The following is an 18339-nucleotide window of genomic DNA, read 5'->3' as shown; positions in this document are numbered from 1 at the left end:
CCCACCCAGCGGCGCACCACGACCTGAATAGGATACATGCCCCAGCCCGGCTGCACGACAATTTGACGATCATAACGGGTGGTGTGTTCGTAATACCGCCCGTAGCCTCCAGTCAAGCCCACAAAGCCGAGAGCACCTCCGACCACGGGAATGCTGCCAGGATTGAAGGTCGCACCCACATCCCACTTGTAGCCTGTGGTTTTAGCGACACTGACTGTTTGCGAACAGCTGATGGTGCCCCAGCGCGGACAACGGACTTCTTTGTCATAGCCACGCCAGATCCAGTCCTCCCAGGTATTTCCGGCCCGCTGAGTGGACACGGTATTGGTCTTTCCCTTTACGGCAACCAAAGTCTGAGTGTTCCCCGGATAGCATACACCAGCGAGCGCCGACGTTGACAACAAAGCAGCCATCGCCGACGCTGTCAACAAGACAGATTTCACGAAAAATCTTTTCATTATTAAGCTCCAAAAATGGTTGATAAAACAACTCATGATTCGTACTTTCTTGAAATTTATATCCTCCTATAATTTAAAAAAACCATCCAGAATCAACAACTTATCCACAACACCCCAACCTAACGAAAGAAGAAGTTCGTGACCGAGTTGTTCACATCTTCTGGCCGAGAAACACCCCCCTGGGCAACCTGTTGAGCAACTTCGGCTTTGCTGTAAATGGGAATAAGCACAAATCCGCCTTTGTCTTCTGGCGCCTTCCGAATGATCAGGGCACTCAAATCTGGAACAGCAGCTCCCGCCGACTGCAGAGCAATTTCAGCAAGCTTCTCCCGCGCTTGGGGAGAGCCATTTCCGTCGATGAGCACATCATTTCCACGATCAAGACTCACCTGAATGCTCCCTCGAACTGATTTGATATCAGTCGCAACCTCGGCATCAAAAACATCGTATCGCGTCTCCGTGTCTATCAAGCGACCACCGTGCCCCTTGAGTTCAGACATGATGACGCCATTACCCTGCCCTACAACCGTCTTGAAATTGCGTTCGATGATCGCTGCAGAATCCAAATTTTTTTCTTGAGAGGCCACAGATTCCACTGGCGCCGACTTGGCAACAACAGGAGTGGCTGCAGGGGCATCACCAACATTGGCACCACACCCGTAAAGCGCCGACACACCGAGAAAGGCAAATAGCCAAAGCGCTGGTGATGAAGCCATCAATCTGTCATTCATCTTTAAAACTCCTTTCAACATCAGACCATTTCATGGAAAAAAATTCACCAGCACGTCGCTATCTTTTGCATCCAGGACGTCCCGCCAATCCCTTCCAATCGACTCACCAGAAACATATTGATATGTTCTGACTTTCAGTCAGAACATGCTGCTTTGCGAGACAGTCTCGCCCCACCGCAAGGCTTGAATTGCAGCAAACAATACGCATCCACCCTGCTCAAATCGTATGCAGGGGCCAGCCTCATGTCCATCTGGTAAATCCGCCCCACTCCCGGAATCGCTCCTAGGGGTTTTCACTTCAACCCCAGCAACGTCAAGTTCTTGTAAGGATTCAAGTTTATTGATCGATGTCCCCGGCCGGAGGCAGGGTGACACCCCACCCATCCAGTTCATGTTTTTTTGCAAAATGTCTTGGTATTTCAATCACTTAGGCCTATCTAGGCTGGCTCAATTCCAGGCACAGAGAGCCATGGCGCCGGCTTCGGCTTGCTGTCACCTCCGCGTCAGCGGTGCATACGTTTGCATGCATGCAGCGGCTTCATGAATTTAATTATCATTAATTAATTTTTCTAATGCAGATTCCCGGCGGGAACTCTGTTGGCCCGAGGCCTCGTCACGCGTGAGAAAACGCACAAAAATGCCCCTCCCGTCGGCCGCCCAGCCTCCTGATATCCGCATGCTGGGTCTCATCCCGCCGATGACGCGGCTCAACTCACCCTACCCATTCACCGCCTACCTCACCGTTTTTCTGCCTGCGGTCCGTTTGGGCTGTGCCTGTCGAAGTCCTCACCCAGCCAAACCCTTCAACAGGTGCATATCAGCTAAGCTCATTGCTCCGCCCCACTGGCCGCCCCATGACATCCGAATTTCGCGTGCTGAGCCTCATCCCCCCGATGACGCAGCTCAACACGCCCTACCCCTCCACCGCCTACCTCACCGGCTTCCTGCGTTCGCGCGGCATGGATGCGGTGCAGGAAGATCTGGCGCTGGCGCTGGTGCTCAAGCTGTTCACGCCCGCCGGGCTGGAGGCCGTGCGCAGCCGCGCACTGGCCCAGCCCGAGGCACAGCGCTCGGGCAGCGTGCACGCTTTCCTCGATCAGTTCGACCACTACCGGGGCACCATCGGCCCCGCCATCGCCTACCTGCAGGGGCGCGACTCCACGCTGGCCCACCGCATCGCCGCGCGTGGCCTGCTGCCCGAGGGCCCGCGCTTCTCGGCGCTCGACGCTTATGTGGACGACGGCAGCGGCGACCCGCTGGCCTGGGCCTTCGGTGCGCTCGGCGTGCAGGACAAGGCGCGCCACCTCTGCACGCTCTACCTGAACGACCTGGCCGACGTGCTGCGCGACGCGGTCGATGAGCGCTTCGAATTCGTGCGCTATGCCGAATCGCTGGCCAGCAGTCAGCCTACCTTCGACCCGCTCGCTGCCGCGCTCGCCGCGCCACCCACACTGGTGGACAATCTGCTGAGCGACCTGACGCTCGCCGCCATCCACCGCCACAACCCCACCCTGGTGCTGCTCTCGGTGCCCTTCCCCGGCTCGGTCTACGCGGCCTTCCGCATCGCGCAGACCATCAAGGCACACAACCCGCACATCCGCATTGCGCTGGGCGGCGGCTTTGCGAACACCGAGTTGCGTGAACTGTCCGACCCTCGGATCTTCGACTTCGTCGATTTCGTGACACTGGACGCGGGCGAACGCCCGGTGCTTTCGCTGATCGAACACCTGCACGGGCAGCGTGGGCGCCAGCGGCTGCAGCGCACGTTTGTGCGGGAGAACGGCGAGGTCAAGTACATCAACCTCGCCGAACCCGACATCCCGTTCGAAGACGTGGGCACGCCCACCTGGGACGGCCTGCCGCTGGACCGCTACCTGAGCCTGCTCGACATGCTCAACCCCATGCACCGCCTGTGGAGCGACGGCCGCTGGAACAAGCTCACCGTGGCGCACGGCTGCTACTGGAAGAAGTGCAGCTTCTGCGACGTGAGCCTCGACTACATCGGCCGCTACGAAACCGCCACGGCAGAAAAGCTGGCCGACCGCATCCAGCAGATCGTCGAAGAAACCGGCCAGACCGGCTTCCATTTCGTGGACGAAGCCGCGCCGCCCAAGGCGCTGAAAGCGCTGGCCGAAGAACTGATCCGCCGCGACCTGCACATCAGCTGGTGGGGCAACATCCGGTTTGAGAAAACCTTCACGCCCGAGCTGGCCGAGCTGCTGGCGCAAAGCGGCTGCATCGCCATGAGCGGCGGCCTCGAAGTGGCCAGTGACCGCCTGCTCACGCTGATGAAAAAAGGCGTGAGCGTCGAGCAGGTGGCGCGCGTGACCAAGGGCTTCAGCGACGCCGGCATCCTGGTGCACGCTTACCTGATGTACGGCTTTCCCACGCAAACGCTGCAGGACACGGTGGACGCGCTCGAATACGTGCGCCAGCTGTTCGAGGCCGGCTGCATCCAGAGCGGCTTCTTCCATCGCTTCAGCTGCACCGTGCACTCGCCCGTGGGCATGGACCCGGCTGCCTACGGCATCGAACTGATCCCGCTGCCGCCGGTGAGTTTTGCGAAGAACGACATCGGCTTCATCGACCCCACCGGCACCGACCACGACGCGCTCGGCCAGGGTCTGCGCAAGGCGATCTACAACTACATGCACGGCCTGTGCGTGGAAGACGACGTGCGCCGCTGGTTCGATCACCTGCCGCAGCAGGTGCCGCGCGCCACCGTCAAACGCGGGAAGATCGCGAAGGCGCTGGCGACCCACCACTGATCCACCGGAGAACCCACATGAAACTCATCGGCATGCTCGACTCGCCCTATGTGCGCCGCGTCGCCATCTCGCTGCAACTGCTCGACCTCCCGTTCGAACACCAGTCGCTCTCGGTGTTCCGCACCTTCGACGAGTTCAGCCGCATCAACCCGGTGGTCAAGGCGCCCACGCTGGTGTGCGACGACGGCACGGTGCTGATGGACTCGACGCTGATCCTGCAGTACGCCGAATCGCTGAGCCACCCACGCAGCCTGTTGCCCAAGGAACCCGCCGCGCTGGCGCAGGCGTTGCGCACCGTGGGCCTGGCGCTGGCTGCGTGCGAGAAGGCGGTGCAGCTCGTGTACGAGCGCGGCCTGCGTCCGGCCGAGAAGCAGCACGAGCCCTGGGTCACGCGGGTCACCGGGCAGTTGCTCGCCGCCTGCGACGGCCTGGAGACACGACAGAACGCCCCAGCGTTGAACGTTTCGCGCGCCACGCTGGGCCAAGCCGAACTGAGCACCGCCGTGGCCTGGCAGTTCATTCAGCAGATGCTGCCCGCCGAGGTGCCCGCGGAGCGCTACCCGCTGCTCTGTGCGTTGTCGCGTGCCGCCGAAGCGCTGCCCGAGTTCAGCGCTGCACCCCACGGCGACAGCACCTACAACGCTGCCTGAGCCTTGGCAGGGCTTCAGCCCAACAGCTCCTGCCGCTCACACGCGGGCACGTCGCCCAGGCTGCCCACCCATGGCTGGGCGCTGCGCCGCCACAGCTGAGCGGTTGGCCGCAGCTGGTCTCGCTCGGCCAGCACGCCCACCCGCACGGTGGCCATGCCCACGCCGCCCTGCGCACCCGCGTACAAAGGTGTCCCGCATTCGGGGCAGAAGAACTGCCACCGAACGGCGCCGCTGTCTGCCGTTCGGGCGTAGCCCTTGATGTTGCCCTGCACCTGCAGGCTGCCCGGCACCACCGGCGCCACCACCCGGAAGGCGCTGCCGGTGAGCACCTGGCAATCGGCACAGTGGCACACAAAAACACGTGCCGGGTTGATCTCGGCCGACAGGGAAACGGCACCGCAATGGCACCGCCCCGTCACCGGAAACGGCTGGTCCTCGTTGGCATCCGTCACATTGCCTCCGCCGCAATCTGCCGCAAGGCCTGTTCAAACACCGCCGCCGGTTGCCCACCCGAAATCAGGTGGCGTTGATTGATGATCACGGCCGGCACCGAGCTGATGCCGGCGCGGGTGAAGAACTGTTCGCGCTCGCGCACCTCGGCGGCAAATTCGTCGCTGGACAACACGGCCTGCGCGCGCGCCGGGTCCAACCCCACCGCCTCGCAGGCGGCCAGCAGCACCGCGTGATCCGCCGGGCTCTCGGCGCGACCGTGGTAGGCGGTCAGCAGGGCTTTCTTCAGCGCGTGCTGCTGGCCGGGCGCGCCCTCCACATCCGCCCAGGCGAGCAGGCGGTGCGCGTCGAAGGTGTTCCAGATGCGGCCTCGGCCTTCGGGGTTGAACGTGAATCCCGCCTCCGCGCCACGCTGGCGGATGGTGGCGCGGATCTGCGCCTGCTGTTCGGCGGTGCTGCCGTATTTCTGCGTCAGGTGATCGGTGACGTCCTGGCCTTCCGGGCCCATCTGCGGGTTCAGCTCGAAGGGCTGGAAGTGCATGTCGACCTGGATGTCGCCCTGCACGGCGGTCAGGGCCTGCTCCAGCGCCGAGAGGCCGATGGCGCACCAAGGGCAGGAGACGTCGGAGACGAAATCGATTTTCAAGGTGGTGCTCATGGAGCGGGATGTTACGGCCCAGGCAAACCCCGCGCCCGTGCGTGGGCTTGCGCGACAATCGTCGCTTCGCCTCTCAAACGCCCCTTTTTGCCCCGAGCACCATGACCGACCGCTACGCCGTCATCGGCAACCCCATTGGCCACAGCAAGTCGCCGCTGATCCACGCCGCCTTCGCGCAAGCCACCGGCCAGGACATTGAATACACCGCCATCGAAGGCCCGCTGGATGGCTTCAGGGTCACGGTCGAGGCCTTCATCGCCGCGGGCGGCCGTGGCATGAACGTGACCATTCCCTTCAAGCTGCAGGCTTTCGAGATCGCCACCGACCCGATGGAGTCGGCCCGCCTGGCCGGCGCGGTGAACGCGCTCAAGTTCGAAGGCGGCCGCATCCTTGCGCAAAACTTCGACGGCCTGGGTCTGGTGACCGACATCCAGCGCAACCTGGGCGTGTCGCTCGCGGGCAAGCGCGTGCTGATCTGCGGCGCGGGCGGTGCCACGCGCGGCGCCATCCTGCCCATCGCGATGCAGAAGCCGGCCCTGATCGCCATCGCCAACCGCACCGCCGACAAGGCGCATGGATTGAAGGCCGATTTCGCCAGCCAAACCACGCTGCAAACCGGCGGCTATGAAGACCTGGCCGGCGAGTCGTTCGACGTGGTGCTCAACGCCACCTCCACCGGCCTCTCACAGACCACACTGCCGCTGCCTGCCAGCGTGTTTGCCCGAGGCGCGCTCGCCTACGAACTCGTCTACGGCAAGGGCCTCACGCCTTTTCTGAAACAGGCGCAGGCGGCGGGCGTCACGGCCATCGCCGACGGCGTGGGCATGCTCGTGGAGCAGGCCGCCGAGGCCTTCGAATGGTGGCGCGGTGTGCGCCCCGAGACGAAGCAGGTGATCGCGCGTTTCACCATTCCACTGGACTGAAGAATGAAGCCCCCACGCTCCGCCGCTGCGCGGGTCGCTGCCCCCCCGTGGGGGCTGACCCGCCTTGGGGCGGCCCGGCGGCGGGTCGTTTAGCACTCATCCCATGACATCGTCCAACCGCTGGGTACAGGCCGTGCCCCTGCTGGCAGTGTTCGGCTCAGTGGTGGCCTTGGGCATTGGCACCTCGTTCGCCAAACAGCTGTTCCCGCAGGTCGGCTCGCTGGGCACCACGGCTTTGCGCGTGGGCTTTTCTGCGTTGCTCCTGCTGCTGATCTGGCGCCCCTGGCGCTGGACCACCACGCGGGCCGACGCGAAGAGCCTGGTGCGCTATGGCATCGCGCTGGGCTGCATGAACCTGATGTTCTACCAGTCGCTGCGCACGATTCCGTTTGGCGTGGCCGTGGCCATTGAGTTCAGCGGGCCGCTGGCGGTGGCCTGCTTCACCTCGCGCCAGCGCATCGACTACCTGTGGATCGGCCTGGCCATCGCGGGCCTGGGCCTGCTGCTGCCGCTGGGGCACGACGTGGCCAGCCTCGACCTCACCGGTGTGGGCTTCGCGCTGGGCGCCGCCGTGTGCTGGGGTTCGTACATCGTGTTCGGCAAGCGTGTCGGCCACCTGCACGCCGGCCACTCGGTGGCGCTGGGCCTGACCATGGCGGCCATCACCGTCGTGCCCTTCGGCGTCTGGCACGCCGGCAGCGCCCTGCTGGACCCGGGCATCCTGCTCTACGGGCTGGGTGTGGCGGCGGTGTCGAGTGCCATCCCGATTTCGCTGGAAATGGTGGCGCTCAAACGTCTGTCGCACAGCGCCTTCGGCGTGATGGCCAGCATGGAGCCCGCGGTGGCCGCCCTGCTGGGCCTGCTGGTGCTGGGCGAGCAGCTGAGCGGCCTGCAGTGGCTGGCCATCGGACTCATCATGTGTGCCGCCGCCGGCAGCTCGGCGACCGCGCGGCCCGGGCCGGCGCGCCACGCTCCCGACGAACTCATGATGTGACGCAGCGGTTACGACAAGATCACTTCGGGATCACCGACAACAGCTGGGCGTTGTCCACCAGGTTTCTCACGCCGTGGGCATGGTCTTCCTTGAACACGTTCCCCTCGCACCAGGTTCCGACCGTCTCGATGTCCACCTTGGCCGCCTTGGGTCGAACGCTCCAGGTCACCTGGAAGGGCGAGCCGACCTGGTTGTAGTCGGGGCCTGTGGTGGAGCCCGCGTATTGAACCGGGTTGCCCGTGTTGGCGGGAATGCTCAACGCCTGCTTGTACCCGTTCACATCACCAAATTGAGCCAACCGTCGAAAATCCAGCGCGGCCTTGTCGTTGACCAGCACATAGCTCTGCGCCTCGACGCGCAATTGCGGATTCTTGATGGCCTCGCTCAGGCAGGCGCCCAGCGTGGGACCAGGGCCGACGGCGGCCGTCGAAAAGACGTAATGCACTTCGATGGTGTCGCCGGGCTGCAGGTCACCATGGCTGCTCGGGCACACCTTCTTGCCAACGCCTTTGAGCTCGGTCGCCGTCAAGGTCCCAGCGTAGGCGTACCCCGTACCGAACCCTTTGCCATCGCCATTGCCGACGTATTTGGTGAAGTCACCCCCCTTGTGCTCCGCATTCTTGTGGAAGTGGATGTTGCAAAGATTCATCTTTGTCAACGTCGGCGCCTCGTTGAAGGCCACCGCATTGGCACCCGCCATGGATTCGATGTCACGAGGCGACTGAGGTCCAAACCCCTTGCCTTTCGTGTTCTTCTCCAACTCGTGGCGCTGATGGGCCACGACGCCATCATCCACCGATGCATGAGCACCACCGTGCGGCGCATGGTGTTCGTCGTGATGGGTGCTCGCACAACCGGCCAGAAACAGCGCCCCAGCAACAGCAAGAACCGACTTTGAATGCATGCTCCACCTCCAAGTTTTGTATTGGCAGCCGAAAATGGCTGCCGGGAGTCTACCCCTGACCAAGACGGAAATGACGGGTCGGTGTGGCCATTCTGTGGCGCTGGGCGAACAGCTGAGTGGCCTGCAGTGGCTGGCCATCGTCACGTTCGGTCAGCGGGGCCGAAGCCACTGCCGGCGCCAGCAGACGCCACCAGCAGCGCCACGGCCGTCGATGAACGAAAAGGGTTAACCCTGATTCATATAGTCCTATAGATGACTATAGTTCATGGCATGAACCCACCGCTTCGCCTCGTGCCCACCGAACCCGGCCTCAGCCGATACGCCTCGCTGGCCCAGGCCTTGCGCGCCCGCGTGGTGGCCGGGGAGTGGCCACCGGGCTCCGCACTGCCCGCCGAAAGCCAACTGGCCAGCGAACACGGCGTGGCCCTGGGGACCATGCGCCGCGCCCTCGAACTGCTGGTGGAGCAAGGCTTCATCGAGCGCATCCACGGCAAGGGCACCTTCGTGCGGCAAGGGCTGGCGGGCGCCACCATGTTGCGTTTTTTCCGTTTCGACAGCGGCACCGGCGAGGTGCCTGAATCGCGCATCCTGCAGCGCAGTCTTGTCAATGCCCCAGCCACGGTGTCGCGGGCGCTGGGCATCGGCACCGGTGAACAGGTGCTGCGCCTGCACCGCCTGCGCCTCATGGCCGGCCAGCCCCGCCTTTTTGAAGAACTCTGGTTGCCGCTGGACCTGTTTGCCCCGCTGGTTGGGGACGACCTCAGCACCTGGGACGACCTGCTCTACCCCATGTTCGCGCGCAAGGCGCAGGTTCACGTGCACCGCGCGCTGGACGAGATCGGCTTTGCCCAGCTCAGCGCCACGCAGGCCCGCCACCTCGCCTTGCCGGTGGGCCACCCCTGCGCCCAGGTGCAGCGCTCGGCCTTCGACCTCACGGGTCGCTGCGTCGAGGTGCGCACCACACGCGGCGATGCCCACGCTTTTCACTACACCGTCACCATCACCTGAAGGAGCCCCATGCCCACCATCCACACCCTCACCGACGCCCGGCTCTCACGCCGCACCCTCATCACAGCAGCCGGCGCCAGCCTCGCAGCCCCCTGGATCGGTACACACGCCCAGGGCAAGATCGCCGGCGGCAGGCCGATCTCGCTGATCGTGTCGTACCCGCCCGGCGGCGGCGCCGACCTCATGGCCCGCACCATCGCACCCCGGCTCGAAGCCGCGCTGGGCCAGACGGTGGTGGTGGAAAACAAGGCCGGTGCCAGCGGCCAGCTGGCGGCGGGCCTCGTGGCGCGTGGTGCGGCCGATGGCAGCGTCCTGCTGCTGGACGCATCCTCTTTCGCGGTGAACCCCTCGCTGTTCCCCAAGCTGCCCTACGACAGCGCGACGGCGTTCACACCTCTGGCGGTGCTGGCCACCTTCCCCAATGTGCTGGTGTGCACGCCCAGCTTCGAAGCGAAGAGCGTGAAGGACGTCATCCGCCTGGCCAAAACGAAGCCACTGGACTATGCGTCCTCCGGCAATGGCTCGGCCCAGCACCTGGCCGGCGCGTTGTTTGAACAGCGGGCGGGTGTGGACCTCACCCATGTGGCCTACCGGGGCGGCGGCCCGGCCATGAACGACGTGATGGGCGGCCAGGTGCCGCTGTTCTTCGCCAACGTGGCCTCGTCTCTGGGAAACATCAAGGCCGGCAAGCTGCGCGCCCTGGCCGTCACCAGCGCACTGCGCGCCCGCTCCCTGCCCGACGTGCCCACCATGGCCGAGGCGGGCGTCAGCGGCTACGAGGTGCTGGAGTGGAACCCGATCCTGGCACCGGCCGGTGTGCCCGCCGACGTGAAGGCCACGCTGGTCGCCGCCATCCGCAAGGCGCTGGAGGACGCCGAGGTGCTGGGCCGCATCCGCCAGCTCGGCGGCGACGTGTTTGCCGACGCCAGCCAACAGAGCGCGGGCAAGTTCATCGCCGCGCAGCAGGCGCTGTGGGCGAAGGTGATCAAAGAGCGCGGCATCACCACCGGATGAGCCCGCACGCGAACCACATCCCGACGGGTTGGGACTGCCATGTGCACGTGTTCGACCCCGCGCACCCGGCGCAGGCGGGCCACTACCGGCCGGTGCTGCGGGACCTGCCCGAGATCGAACACACCGCCGCAGCGCTGGGCGTGGGCCACCTCGTGCTGGTGCAGCCCAGCGTCTACGGCACCGACAACGGCCTCATCCTGCGCGCGCTGGCCCGCGAGCCGGGCCGACACAGGGGCGTGGCGGTGGTGGACACCGCCGTCTCCGACGCCGAACTCGACGACATGCACCGGCTGGGTGTGCGCGGCGTGCGCTTCAACCTGGTGTCCCCGGTGGGCAACGGTCCCGAGGCCTTTCGCACCCTCGCCCCCCGTCTGAAGGCGCGGGGCTGGCACGTGCAGTGGTACGCGAAGGCCGACCAGCTGAGCGCCATCGCCGAGCTGCACGAAGGCAGCGGTCTGACCGCCGTGCTCGATCACCTGACCGGCCTGCACGCCGGCATCGGCGCCGACGACCCCGCGTGGGCCGCCTTGCAGCGTCTGGCCGACCTGGGCGCCTGGGTCAAACTCTCTGGCTGGTACCGGCTGCAGGCCAGCGCCCCCTATGACGCGCTGCATGCCCACATCCGACAGGTCGCGAGCATCGCCGGGGACCGGCTGGTCTGGGGTTCCGACTGGCCGCACACCGCCTTCGCCCACGACGCCCTGCCGCCCTACGCAAGCCTGTGGCAGCCGGTGGTGCAGGCGCTCGGCGAGTCCCGCGCCGCCGCCGTGCGCGCGGCCGGCGCCTTGCTCTACGCCTGAACACCGGAGAGACTGGGGCCATGCGCATCCTGCTCGCCGAAGACGAAACCGAACTGGGCACCTGGCTGGTCAAGGCGCTCGCACAGAACGACTTCCAGGTCGACTGGGTGAACGACGGCCGGCTGGTGCGCCGCAGCTTGAAGACCACGAAGTACGACGCGCTCATCCTCGACCTGGGCCTGCCCGGCCTGGGCGGGCACGACGTGCTGGCCGACCTGCGCGAGGCCGATGAGCGCCTGCCGGTGCTCATCCTCACCGCGCGCGATTCGCTCATGGAGCGGGTCAGCTGCCTGTATGGCGGCGCCGACGACTTCCTCGCCAAACCCTTTGACGTGGCCGAGCTGGAGGCGCGATTGGTCGCGCTGATTCGCCGCTCGCGCGGACAGGAGCACCCACGCTTTGCCTGCGGGCCGCTGAGCTACGACAGCGCGTCCAAACAGTTCCGCCTGCAGCACGAGGTGCTCAGCCTCACGCCGCGCGAACACGCGGTGCTGCGCGCGCTGATCCAGCACCCGGGCGAGCCGCTGTCCAAGCGCGAACTGCTGGAGCGCGTGTTCTCCGACGAGCAAGACGTGAACCCGGAGGCCATCGAGGTGCTGATCCACCGGCTGCGCAAGCGGCTGGAGGCCTCGCCGGTTCGCATCGCCACGCTGCGTGGTCTGGGCTACCAGCTGGAAAGCACACCGTGACGCCGCTGTCGTGGTCGCGCGCGAGCATCCGACGCTTCCTGCTGGTCTTGCTGCTGCCGGGCCTGGGCGCGGTGTTCGCGGGGGAGCTCTGGCTGGCCTGGCGCACCGCCAGCGAAGCGGCCGACGCGGCCTACGACCGCTCGCTGCTGGGCGCGGTGAAGTCCATCGATTCGAGCATCTCCACCGCCAGCGGCGGCCTGGGCGTGGAGCTGCCCTACCGCATGCTCGAATTCTTCGAGCTGACCGCTCAGGGCCAGGTGTTCTACCGCGTCGCCACCGAAGACGGGTTGGTGGAAATCGGCAGCGCCAACCTGCCCGCGCCGCCCCGGCCGCTGTTGACCGGCCAACCGCAGTTCCACGAAGGCGCCTACGTGGGCCAGGCGGTGCGCGTGGGCAGCTACGCGCGCGAGCTGGACCCGCCGCTGGCCGGGCCGGCCGGGCCGCAGCGCGTGGTGATCCAGGTGGCCGAGACACTGGAAGCACGCACGGGGTTCCGGCGCTCACTGGTGCTGCAGTCGCTGGCGCGCGACGTGTTGCTGATGGTGGCGGCCAGCGCGCTGCTGGCATTGGCCATCGCCTGGGCCATGCGCCCGCTGGACCGGCTGCGCCAGGAGGTGGACGCGCGCGACCCGCAGGACCTCACCCCGGTGGACGACACCGGCGCGCCCGCCGAGGTGCGGCCGCTGGTGCAAGCCATCAACCACCACATCGCCCGCAACCGCGAACAGGCCGAGGCGCGCCGCCGCTTCATCGACGACGCCTCGCACCAGCTGCGCACGCCGCTGACCACGCTGGCCACGCAGGTGGCCTACGCGCAGCGCGAGGCCGACCCGTCGGCCCAGCGCGGGGTGCTGGACAAGATCCGCACGCAACTGGACGAAACCATCCGCCAGACCAACCAGATGCTCGCGCTGGCGCGCGCCGACAGCGCCCCGCCGCAGCGCCAGCCCTTCGACGCCGTGGCCCTGTCCGAGGCGCTGGTGCGCCAGTGGTGGGCCTCCGCGCGCGAACAGGGTGTGGACCTGGGCCTGGACGCGCCCGACGGCCCCGTGCCGCTGCAAGGCGAGCCCGACCTGCTGCGCGAGGCCCTGGCCAACCTGCTGCACAACGCGATCCGCCATGGCGGCGCGGGCGGCCACGTGACGCTGACGGTGCGCGCCGATGCGTCGGGCGCGGTGCGCCTGAGCGTGGTGGACACCGGCCCCGGTCTGCCACCCGAGGAGCTGGCGCGCGCCGGAGAACGCTTCTTCCGGGGCGGCGGTGGTGCCCTGCCCGGCTCTGGCCTGGGCCTGGCCATCGTGCGCACGGTGGCGCAGCGCCATGGTGGGCAGATGCAGGTGGCGCCCGGTTCCGAAGGGCGGGGACTGGCCGTCACGCTCACGCTGCCCGCGCCGCCGACATCCGAGGCCGTCTCGGGTTAACCCGCAGTTTTTGGGCGTTGGTCTGAAAGCGCGTTGAAAGTGTCCTTTTTCTACAGTCCCCTCATCGCCCCACATCCGGTGCGAGGATTCCACCCCATCGAGGAGACACCTTCATGAGCATCGCTTCCAAGTTCATCGCCGCCGCCGTCTCGGCCGCAGCGGTCACCGCATTCGCCAATCCCCTGGAAAAAACCGAGTGCATCGCCCCCGCCAAGCCCGGCGGCGGTTTCGACCTCACCTGCAAACTCGTGCAGAGCGCGCTGCAGGAGGGTAAGTTCATTGCCGACCCGATGCGAGTGACGTACATGCCCGGCGGCATCGGCGCCGTGGCCTACAACACCGTGATCGCGCAGAAGCCCGACGCGGCCAACGCCATCGTCGCGTTCTCGGGCGGCTCGCTGCTGAACCTGGCGCAGGGCAAGTTCGGCCGCTACACCGAGAACGACGTGCGCTGGCTCGCCGCCATCGGCACCGATTACGGCGCCGTGGTGGTGGCCGAGGCTTCGCCCTACAAGACCCTCAAGGACGTGATGGCCGCCATGAAGGCCGACCCGACCAAGGTGGTGCTGGGCGCCGGCGGCACCGTGGGCAGCCAGGACTGGATGAAGGCCGCGCTCACCGCGCGCGCCGGCGGCGTGAACCCCAAGACCATGCGCTACGTGGCCTTTGAAGGCGGCGGCGAGGCGCTGACCGCGCTGCAAGGCGGCCACATCCACGTGTTCACCGGCGACGCGGCCGAAGCCCAGCAGCAGATCAAGGCCGGCGCCAAGGTGCGCATCCTGGCGGTGATGAACGACAAGCGCCTGCCTGGCGACATGGCGAACATCCCGACCGCGACCGAACAGGGTTTTGATGTGGACTGGCCCATCGTGCGCGGCTTCTACCTCGGCCCCAAGGTCAGCGACGCCGACTACAAGGTCTGGGCCGACACCTTCGGCAAGCTGATGGCGACGCCCGCCTACGACAAGCTGCGCAACGAGCGCGGCCTGTTCCCCCTGGCCCTGACCGGCGCGCCACTGGACGCCTACGTCAAGAAGCAGGTGGCCGGCTACCGCAAGCTGGCCGAAGAGTTCGGCCTGAACGTCGTGCCCGCCAAGTAAACCCCCGCAGGGCCGCAACGGTCCTGCTTCGCGGCACCACCCAACGCGGTGGTCCGATCGTCCCCCTCTCACTGGAGTTTCACCATGAGTGACCGCCTGCTCGGTGCGGTGTGTGTTGTCGCGTCCGCCGCCATGGCCTGGGCCGCGCAAGACTATGCCGCCGCCATCTCCTACGAACCCGTCGGCCCGCGCGCGTTTCCGCTGCTGCTGGCGGGTGGCCTGGGCCTCAGTGGCCTGTGGCTGGTGCTGCGCCCCACCGCCGGGGCCGAGGCCTTCCGTGGTGTGCCCTGGAAGCCCACCGCCCTGTGCGCCGCCGCCGTGCTGACCTACGCGTTGCTGTTCCAGTGGCTGGGCTTTGCGCTGGCCACGGCGCTGATGGCCGTGCCCGTGGGCATGGCGTTTGGCGGAAGTTGGAAACAGTCGCTCGCCGGTGGTGCAACGCTTGGCCTGGTGCTGTTCCTGCTGTTCGACAAGCTGCTGGACGTGGTGCTGCCCGCCGGCCCGCTGGCCTCCATCCTCGGAGGGAGCTGACATGGACACCCTGCAACACCTGGTGATGGGCTTTGGCGTCGCGCTGAGCCCGACCAACCTGCTGATCGCTGCGATGGGCTGCTTCATCGGCACCATCGTCGGCCTGCTGCCCGGCCTGGGCCCCATCAACGGCGTGGCCATCCTGATGCCGCTGGCCTTTGCCATGAAGCTGCCGCCCGAGGCCTCGCTCATCTTGCTGGCCGCGGTCTACATCGGCTGCGAATACGGCGGGCGCATCTCGTCCATTTTGCTCAACGTGCCCGGTGACGCGGGCGCCATCATGACCGCGCTCGACGGCTACCCCATGGCGCGCCAGGGCCTGGGCGGCGTGGCGCTGTCCATCTCGGCCTGGAGCTCGTTCGTGGGCTCACTGGTGGCCACCATCGGCATCGTGCTGTTCGCGCCGCTGCTGGCGAGCTGGGCGCTGTCCTTCGGGCCGGCCGAGTATTTCGCGCTCATGTGTTTCGCCTTCGCCTGCATCGCCGGGCTCATGGGCGACGCGCCGGTCAAGGCCGGGCTGGCGGCCATCATCGGTCTCTCGATGTCGTGCGTGGGGCTGGATTCGAACTCCGGCGTCTACCGCTTCACCGGTGGCGACATCCACCTCTCTGACGGCATCCAGTTCGTGGTGGTCGTCATCGGCGTGTTCTCCATCAGCGAGCTTCTGCTGATGCTGCAAGAGCACCACAGCAACGCCGGCCTGGTGACGCAGACCGGCCGCATGTTGTTCAACTGGAAAGAACTCAAGGCCACCTGGTGGGGCACGTTGCGCTCCAGCGTGGTGGGCTTCGGCGTGGGCGTGCTGCCCGGCGCGGGCGCCACCATCGCCAGCGCCATGACGTACTCGATGGAGAAGAGCCTGACCGACAAAGAAGGCACCTTCGGCAAGGGCGACATCCGCGGCGTGGCCGCGCCCGAAGCGGCGAACAACTCGGCCGCCACCGGCTCCTTCGTGCCCATGCTCACGCTGGGCGTGCCCGGCTCGGGCACCACGGCGGTGATGGTGGGCGCGCTCTCGCTCTACAACATCACACCCGGCCCGGCGCTGTTCACCCAGCAGCCCGAACTCGTGTGGGGCCTGATCGCCTCGCTGTTCGTGGCCAACGTGATCCTGCTGGTGATGAACATCCCGCTGGTGGGCGTGTTCACCAAGGTGCTGAGCGTGCCCAACTGGCTGCTGGTGCCCGGCATCGTGGCGGTCAGCAGCGTGGGCGTGTACGCGGTGCACGCCACCACCTTCGACCTCGTGCTCATGACCGTGCTCGGCCTGGTGGCCTACCTGCTGCGCAAGCAGGGCGTGCCGATGGCGCCGCTGATCTTGGGCTTCGTGCTCGGCGACATGATGGAGCAGAACCTGCGCCGCGCGCTGTCCATCAGCAACGGCGACGCCGCCATCCTGGTGGGCAGCCCGATCACCGTCGGGCTGTGGGTGGCGGCGGCGCTGATGCTGGTGGTGCCCATCGGGATGCGCCTGCTGGCGGCGCGGCGCGGGGCCGGCGTGGCGGCGGCCTGAGAGGCTGAGGCCGGTCAGGATGGCGCCCACCCTGCACCGGCCGTCTGCCCGTCCAAAATGATGGGCCCCTGCCAGTCGCGCGACTGGCAGGGGCCTTCAGAGACCACTCAGTTCGGGGCCGGCACCGGGTGCAGCGGCTTGAGCGCCGGCATGCGGAAGTTGCCCTTGCCGCGCTGGTCGTTCACGGTCGAGGTGTTCATCGAGAACAGAAGCGTGGTGTAGGCCACCGCATCGGCGTTCACGTCGAGCGCCGTGTCGTTGTTGTTGGCAAAAGTGTCGCAGGCCTGGTGGTAACACGGGTCGTAGGGCGCACCTGCCGTGCCACCCCAGGTCACGGCTTCGGCGGCCGTCTTGATGCCTTCGGCCCCGGTGAACAGCCCCCCCGCGGGGATCAGGTTCTGGATGAAGGCCCGGTAGTCCGAGCGCCCGTCGAAGTCGGTGCCCTTGAACGGCACGCCGCGCTGCATGTAGAAGGACTCGAACGCCTTCTCGATCTGGTCCGATCCGCCCGGGCCAGGGCCTTCACCCGTGGCGTCCGAGTCGTCACCGTCGTAGACGAAGAACACATGGTTGGGCGAACCGATCATGTCGAAGTTCAGGTACAGCGCGATGCGGTCCTTCTCGGCCTGGCTCAGCCCTTCCACGTAGTTCGTGGACCCCACCAGACCGGCCTCTTCCGCGCCCCACAGCGCAAAGCGCAGCTTGTTGCGTGGCTTGACCTTGGCCATCTGGACCGCGGTCTCCAGGATCGCCGCGCTGCCCGAGCCGTTGTCGTTGATGCCGGGACCTTCGTTGACCGAGTCGAGGTGCGCGCCCACCATCACCACGTTGTTCGGATCGCCCGAGCGCGACTCCGCGATGATGTTGCTGGTGGTGGCCTCGCCACGGAAGGTGTCGGTCTTGAGCCTGAGCACCAGCCCCGGCGTCGCCGCCAGCTGCTGGCCCAGGGCCTGGGTGATGCCGGTGACGCCGATGTCCAGCGTGAAGGCCTCGCCCAGCGTGCCGTTGAGGTCGCCGGTGGTGTTGTTGTAGATCACGACGCCGCTGGCCCCGGCCGCTTGGGCGTTGGCGGCCTTGGTGGCGAAGGGGCAGGCCCCGCGGCTGATGAGCGCGATGTTGCCTGCCGGGAAGCCCACGAAGTCCGCGGCTTCGCAGCCCGGGGTGCCGTCACCCGGCGGGGGTGTCAGCGCCGTCACCGGGGCGGTCACATCGCCGCTGCCCGAGTACTCCATGATGGTGTTGGCCAGCGGTCCGGCGGGCCCGGGCGACACCTGCTCCAGCACGGTGGCCGAGAGCGTGATGAAGGTCTGGAACTGGAAGTCGGTGATGGTCACCAGGTAACCCGCGTCGCGCAGCACCTGCGCCGCATAGTCCACCGAGGCGTCGTAGCCCGGCGTGCCCGAGGTGCGGATGCCGTTGTTCGCGTCGGCGATGGTCTGCAGGGCCTGCTGGTGGCGCCGCACGCCGTCGAGCGTGACGCACTCCAGCAGTTTGTTGAACGTGTTGTTGACCCGGTTGAGGCAGCTGGAGGACTCCCCCGCTGCAGAAGCGCCGGCAGGCGCCAGCTTGGCCACGGCCGCGTCGCCGGACGCGTCGCTGCCGCCCTCGCCACCTCCGCCGCAGGCCACCAAGAGCATCGCCGCGAGCGCCGTCGCGCTCCACCGTCCACGGGCCAGGTGCCCACCATCCATACCGCTCTTCTTCATGTCCGTCTCCTGTGTGTTGTT

Annotated in this window: 18 protein-coding genes; 12 read left to right on the top strand and 6 right to left on the bottom strand. The window is 66.6% G+C overall.

Translation table 11 applies throughout. From position 1 onward, the window contains the following. Window positions 1-458 (bottom strand): hypothetical protein (locus tag B0E41_RS26750; protein ID WP_216350790.1); only part of this gene is annotated, 458 nt, incomplete at its 3' end. Between the two features lie 119 nt (window positions 459-577). Then, entirely contained in the window at window positions 578-1189 is a 612-nt protein-coding gene (locus B0E41_RS26745; protein WP_143433913.1) for a hypothetical protein, read from the bottom strand. Window positions 1190-2043: 854 nt separating this feature from the next. On the opposite strand from B0E41_RS26745, the gene B0E41_RS19360 reads away from it, so the two are divergent. Both B0E41_RS19360 and B0E41_RS19355 read left to right on the top strand, forming a co-directional pair. Continuing rightward, window positions 2044-3957 carry a radical SAM protein gene (locus tag B0E41_RS19360; protein WP_077333398.1) on the top strand — a complete coding sequence of 638 codons (1914 nt, stop codon included), beginning with the start codon at window positions 2044-2046 and terminating at the stop codon, window positions 3955-3957. Between the two features lie 17 nt (window positions 3958-3974). After that, window positions 3975-4607: a glutathione S-transferase gene (locus B0E41_RS19355; RefSeq protein WP_077333396.1), complete on the top strand. Its 633-nt coding sequence runs from the start codon at window positions 3975-3977 to the stop codon at window positions 4605-4607. 14 nt (window positions 4608-4621) lie between these two features. Here the strand turns inward: B0E41_RS19355 and B0E41_RS19350 are convergent, their stop codons facing one another. After that, complete coding sequence (locus B0E41_RS19350) at window positions 4622-5059, bottom strand: GFA family protein (RefSeq protein ID WP_216350789.1); 438 nt, start codon at window positions 5057-5059, stop codon at window positions 4622-4624. Then, window positions 5056-5715, bottom strand: a complete 660-nt coding sequence (locus tag B0E41_RS19345) for a DsbA family oxidoreductase (protein ID WP_077333394.1) — start codon at window positions 5713-5715, stop codon at window positions 5056-5058. Before B0E41_RS19345 ends, B0E41_RS19350 begins: the two co-directional genes overlap by 4 nt. A 101-nt stretch (window positions 5716-5816) precedes the next feature. On the opposite strand from B0E41_RS19345, the gene aroE reads away from it, so the two are divergent. Together aroE and B0E41_RS19335 are read left to right on the top strand one after the other, a co-directional pair. After that, window positions 5817-6638, top strand: a complete 822-nt coding sequence (gene aroE / locus B0E41_RS19340) for a shikimate dehydrogenase (protein ID WP_077333392.1) — start codon at window positions 5817-5819, stop codon at window positions 6636-6638. Between the two features lie 103 nt (window positions 6639-6741). Further along, window positions 6742-7632 (top strand): DMT family transporter, encoded by an 891-nt coding sequence (locus B0E41_RS19335; protein ID WP_077333390.1) that lies wholly within the window; start codon window positions 6742-6744, stop codon window positions 7630-7632. Between the two features lie 19 nt (window positions 7633-7651). On the opposite strand, the gene B0E41_RS19330 is transcribed toward B0E41_RS19335, so the two are convergent. Next, a complete protein-coding gene (locus B0E41_RS19330) occupies window positions 7652-8536 on the bottom strand; it encodes a delta-class carbonic anhydrase (RefSeq protein WP_077333388.1) in 885 nt (294 codons plus the stop codon). 270 nt (window positions 8537-8806) lie between these two features. Here B0E41_RS19330 and B0E41_RS19325 point away from each other — a divergent pair, with 270 nt between their 5' ends. The 8 genes from B0E41_RS19325 to B0E41_RS19290 all read left to right on the top strand — a co-directional run bounded on the left by B0E41_RS19325 (window position 8807) and on the right by B0E41_RS19290 (window position 16612). Beyond that, window positions 8807-9544 (top strand): GntR family transcriptional regulator, encoded by a 738-nt coding sequence (locus B0E41_RS19325; protein ID WP_077333386.1) that lies wholly within the window; start codon window positions 8807-8809, stop codon window positions 9542-9544. Window positions 9545-9553: 9 nt separating this feature from the next. Next, on the top strand, window positions 9554-10558 hold the full coding sequence (locus tag B0E41_RS19320; protein WP_077333384.1) for a tripartite tricarboxylate transporter substrate binding protein: 1005 nt from the start codon (window positions 9554-9556) through the stop codon (window positions 10556-10558). Continuing rightward, the gene (locus B0E41_RS19315; RefSeq protein ID WP_077333382.1) at window positions 10555-11358 is read left to right on the top strand and encodes an amidohydrolase family protein; all 804 of its coding nucleotides are present in this window, start codon (window positions 10555-10557) and stop codon (window positions 11356-11358) included. Before B0E41_RS19320 ends, B0E41_RS19315 begins: the two co-directional genes overlap by 4 nt. Window positions 11359-11378: 20 nt before the next feature. After that, window positions 11379-12047, top strand: coding sequence for a response regulator (locus tag B0E41_RS19310; RefSeq protein ID WP_077333380.1), 669 nt, complete (start codon window positions 11379-11381; stop codon window positions 12045-12047). Further along, complete coding sequence (locus tag B0E41_RS19305) at window positions 12044-13468, top strand: HAMP domain-containing histidine kinase (RefSeq protein ID WP_077333378.1); 1425 nt, start codon at window positions 12044-12046, stop codon at window positions 13466-13468. Before B0E41_RS19310 ends, B0E41_RS19305 begins: the two co-directional genes overlap by 4 nt. A 113-nt stretch (window positions 13469-13581) precedes the next feature. Next, window positions 13582-14568 (top strand): tripartite tricarboxylate transporter substrate-binding protein, encoded by a 987-nt coding sequence (locus tag B0E41_RS19300; RefSeq protein ID WP_077333376.1) that lies wholly within the window; start codon window positions 13582-13584, stop codon window positions 14566-14568. An 84-nt stretch (window positions 14569-14652) separates the two neighbouring features. Then, window positions 14653-15099 (top strand): tripartite tricarboxylate transporter TctB family protein, encoded by a 447-nt coding sequence (locus B0E41_RS19295; RefSeq protein ID WP_077333374.1) that lies wholly within the window; start codon window positions 14653-14655, stop codon window positions 15097-15099. 1 nt (window position 15100) lies between these two features. Beyond that, window positions 15101-16612 carry a tripartite tricarboxylate transporter permease gene (locus B0E41_RS19290; RefSeq protein ID WP_077333372.1) on the top strand — a complete coding sequence of 504 codons (1512 nt, stop codon included), beginning with the start codon at window positions 15101-15103 and terminating at the stop codon, window positions 16610-16612. A gap of 107 nt (window positions 16613-16719) precedes the next feature. On the opposite strand, the gene B0E41_RS19285 is transcribed toward B0E41_RS19290, so the two are convergent. Next, entirely contained in the window at window positions 16720-18318 is a 1599-nt protein-coding gene (locus B0E41_RS19285) for a M28 family metallopeptidase (protein WP_216350788.1), read from the bottom strand. Window positions 18319-18339 lie beyond the last annotated feature (21 nt).

This window comes from Hydrogenophaga sp. A37 (genome assembly GCF_002001205.1).
In the GTDB taxonomy this organism is placed as follows: domain Bacteria; phylum Pseudomonadota; class Gammaproteobacteria; order Burkholderiales; family Burkholderiaceae_C; genus Hydrogenophaga.
This window is presented reverse-complemented; position numbering and strand designations above follow the sequence as displayed.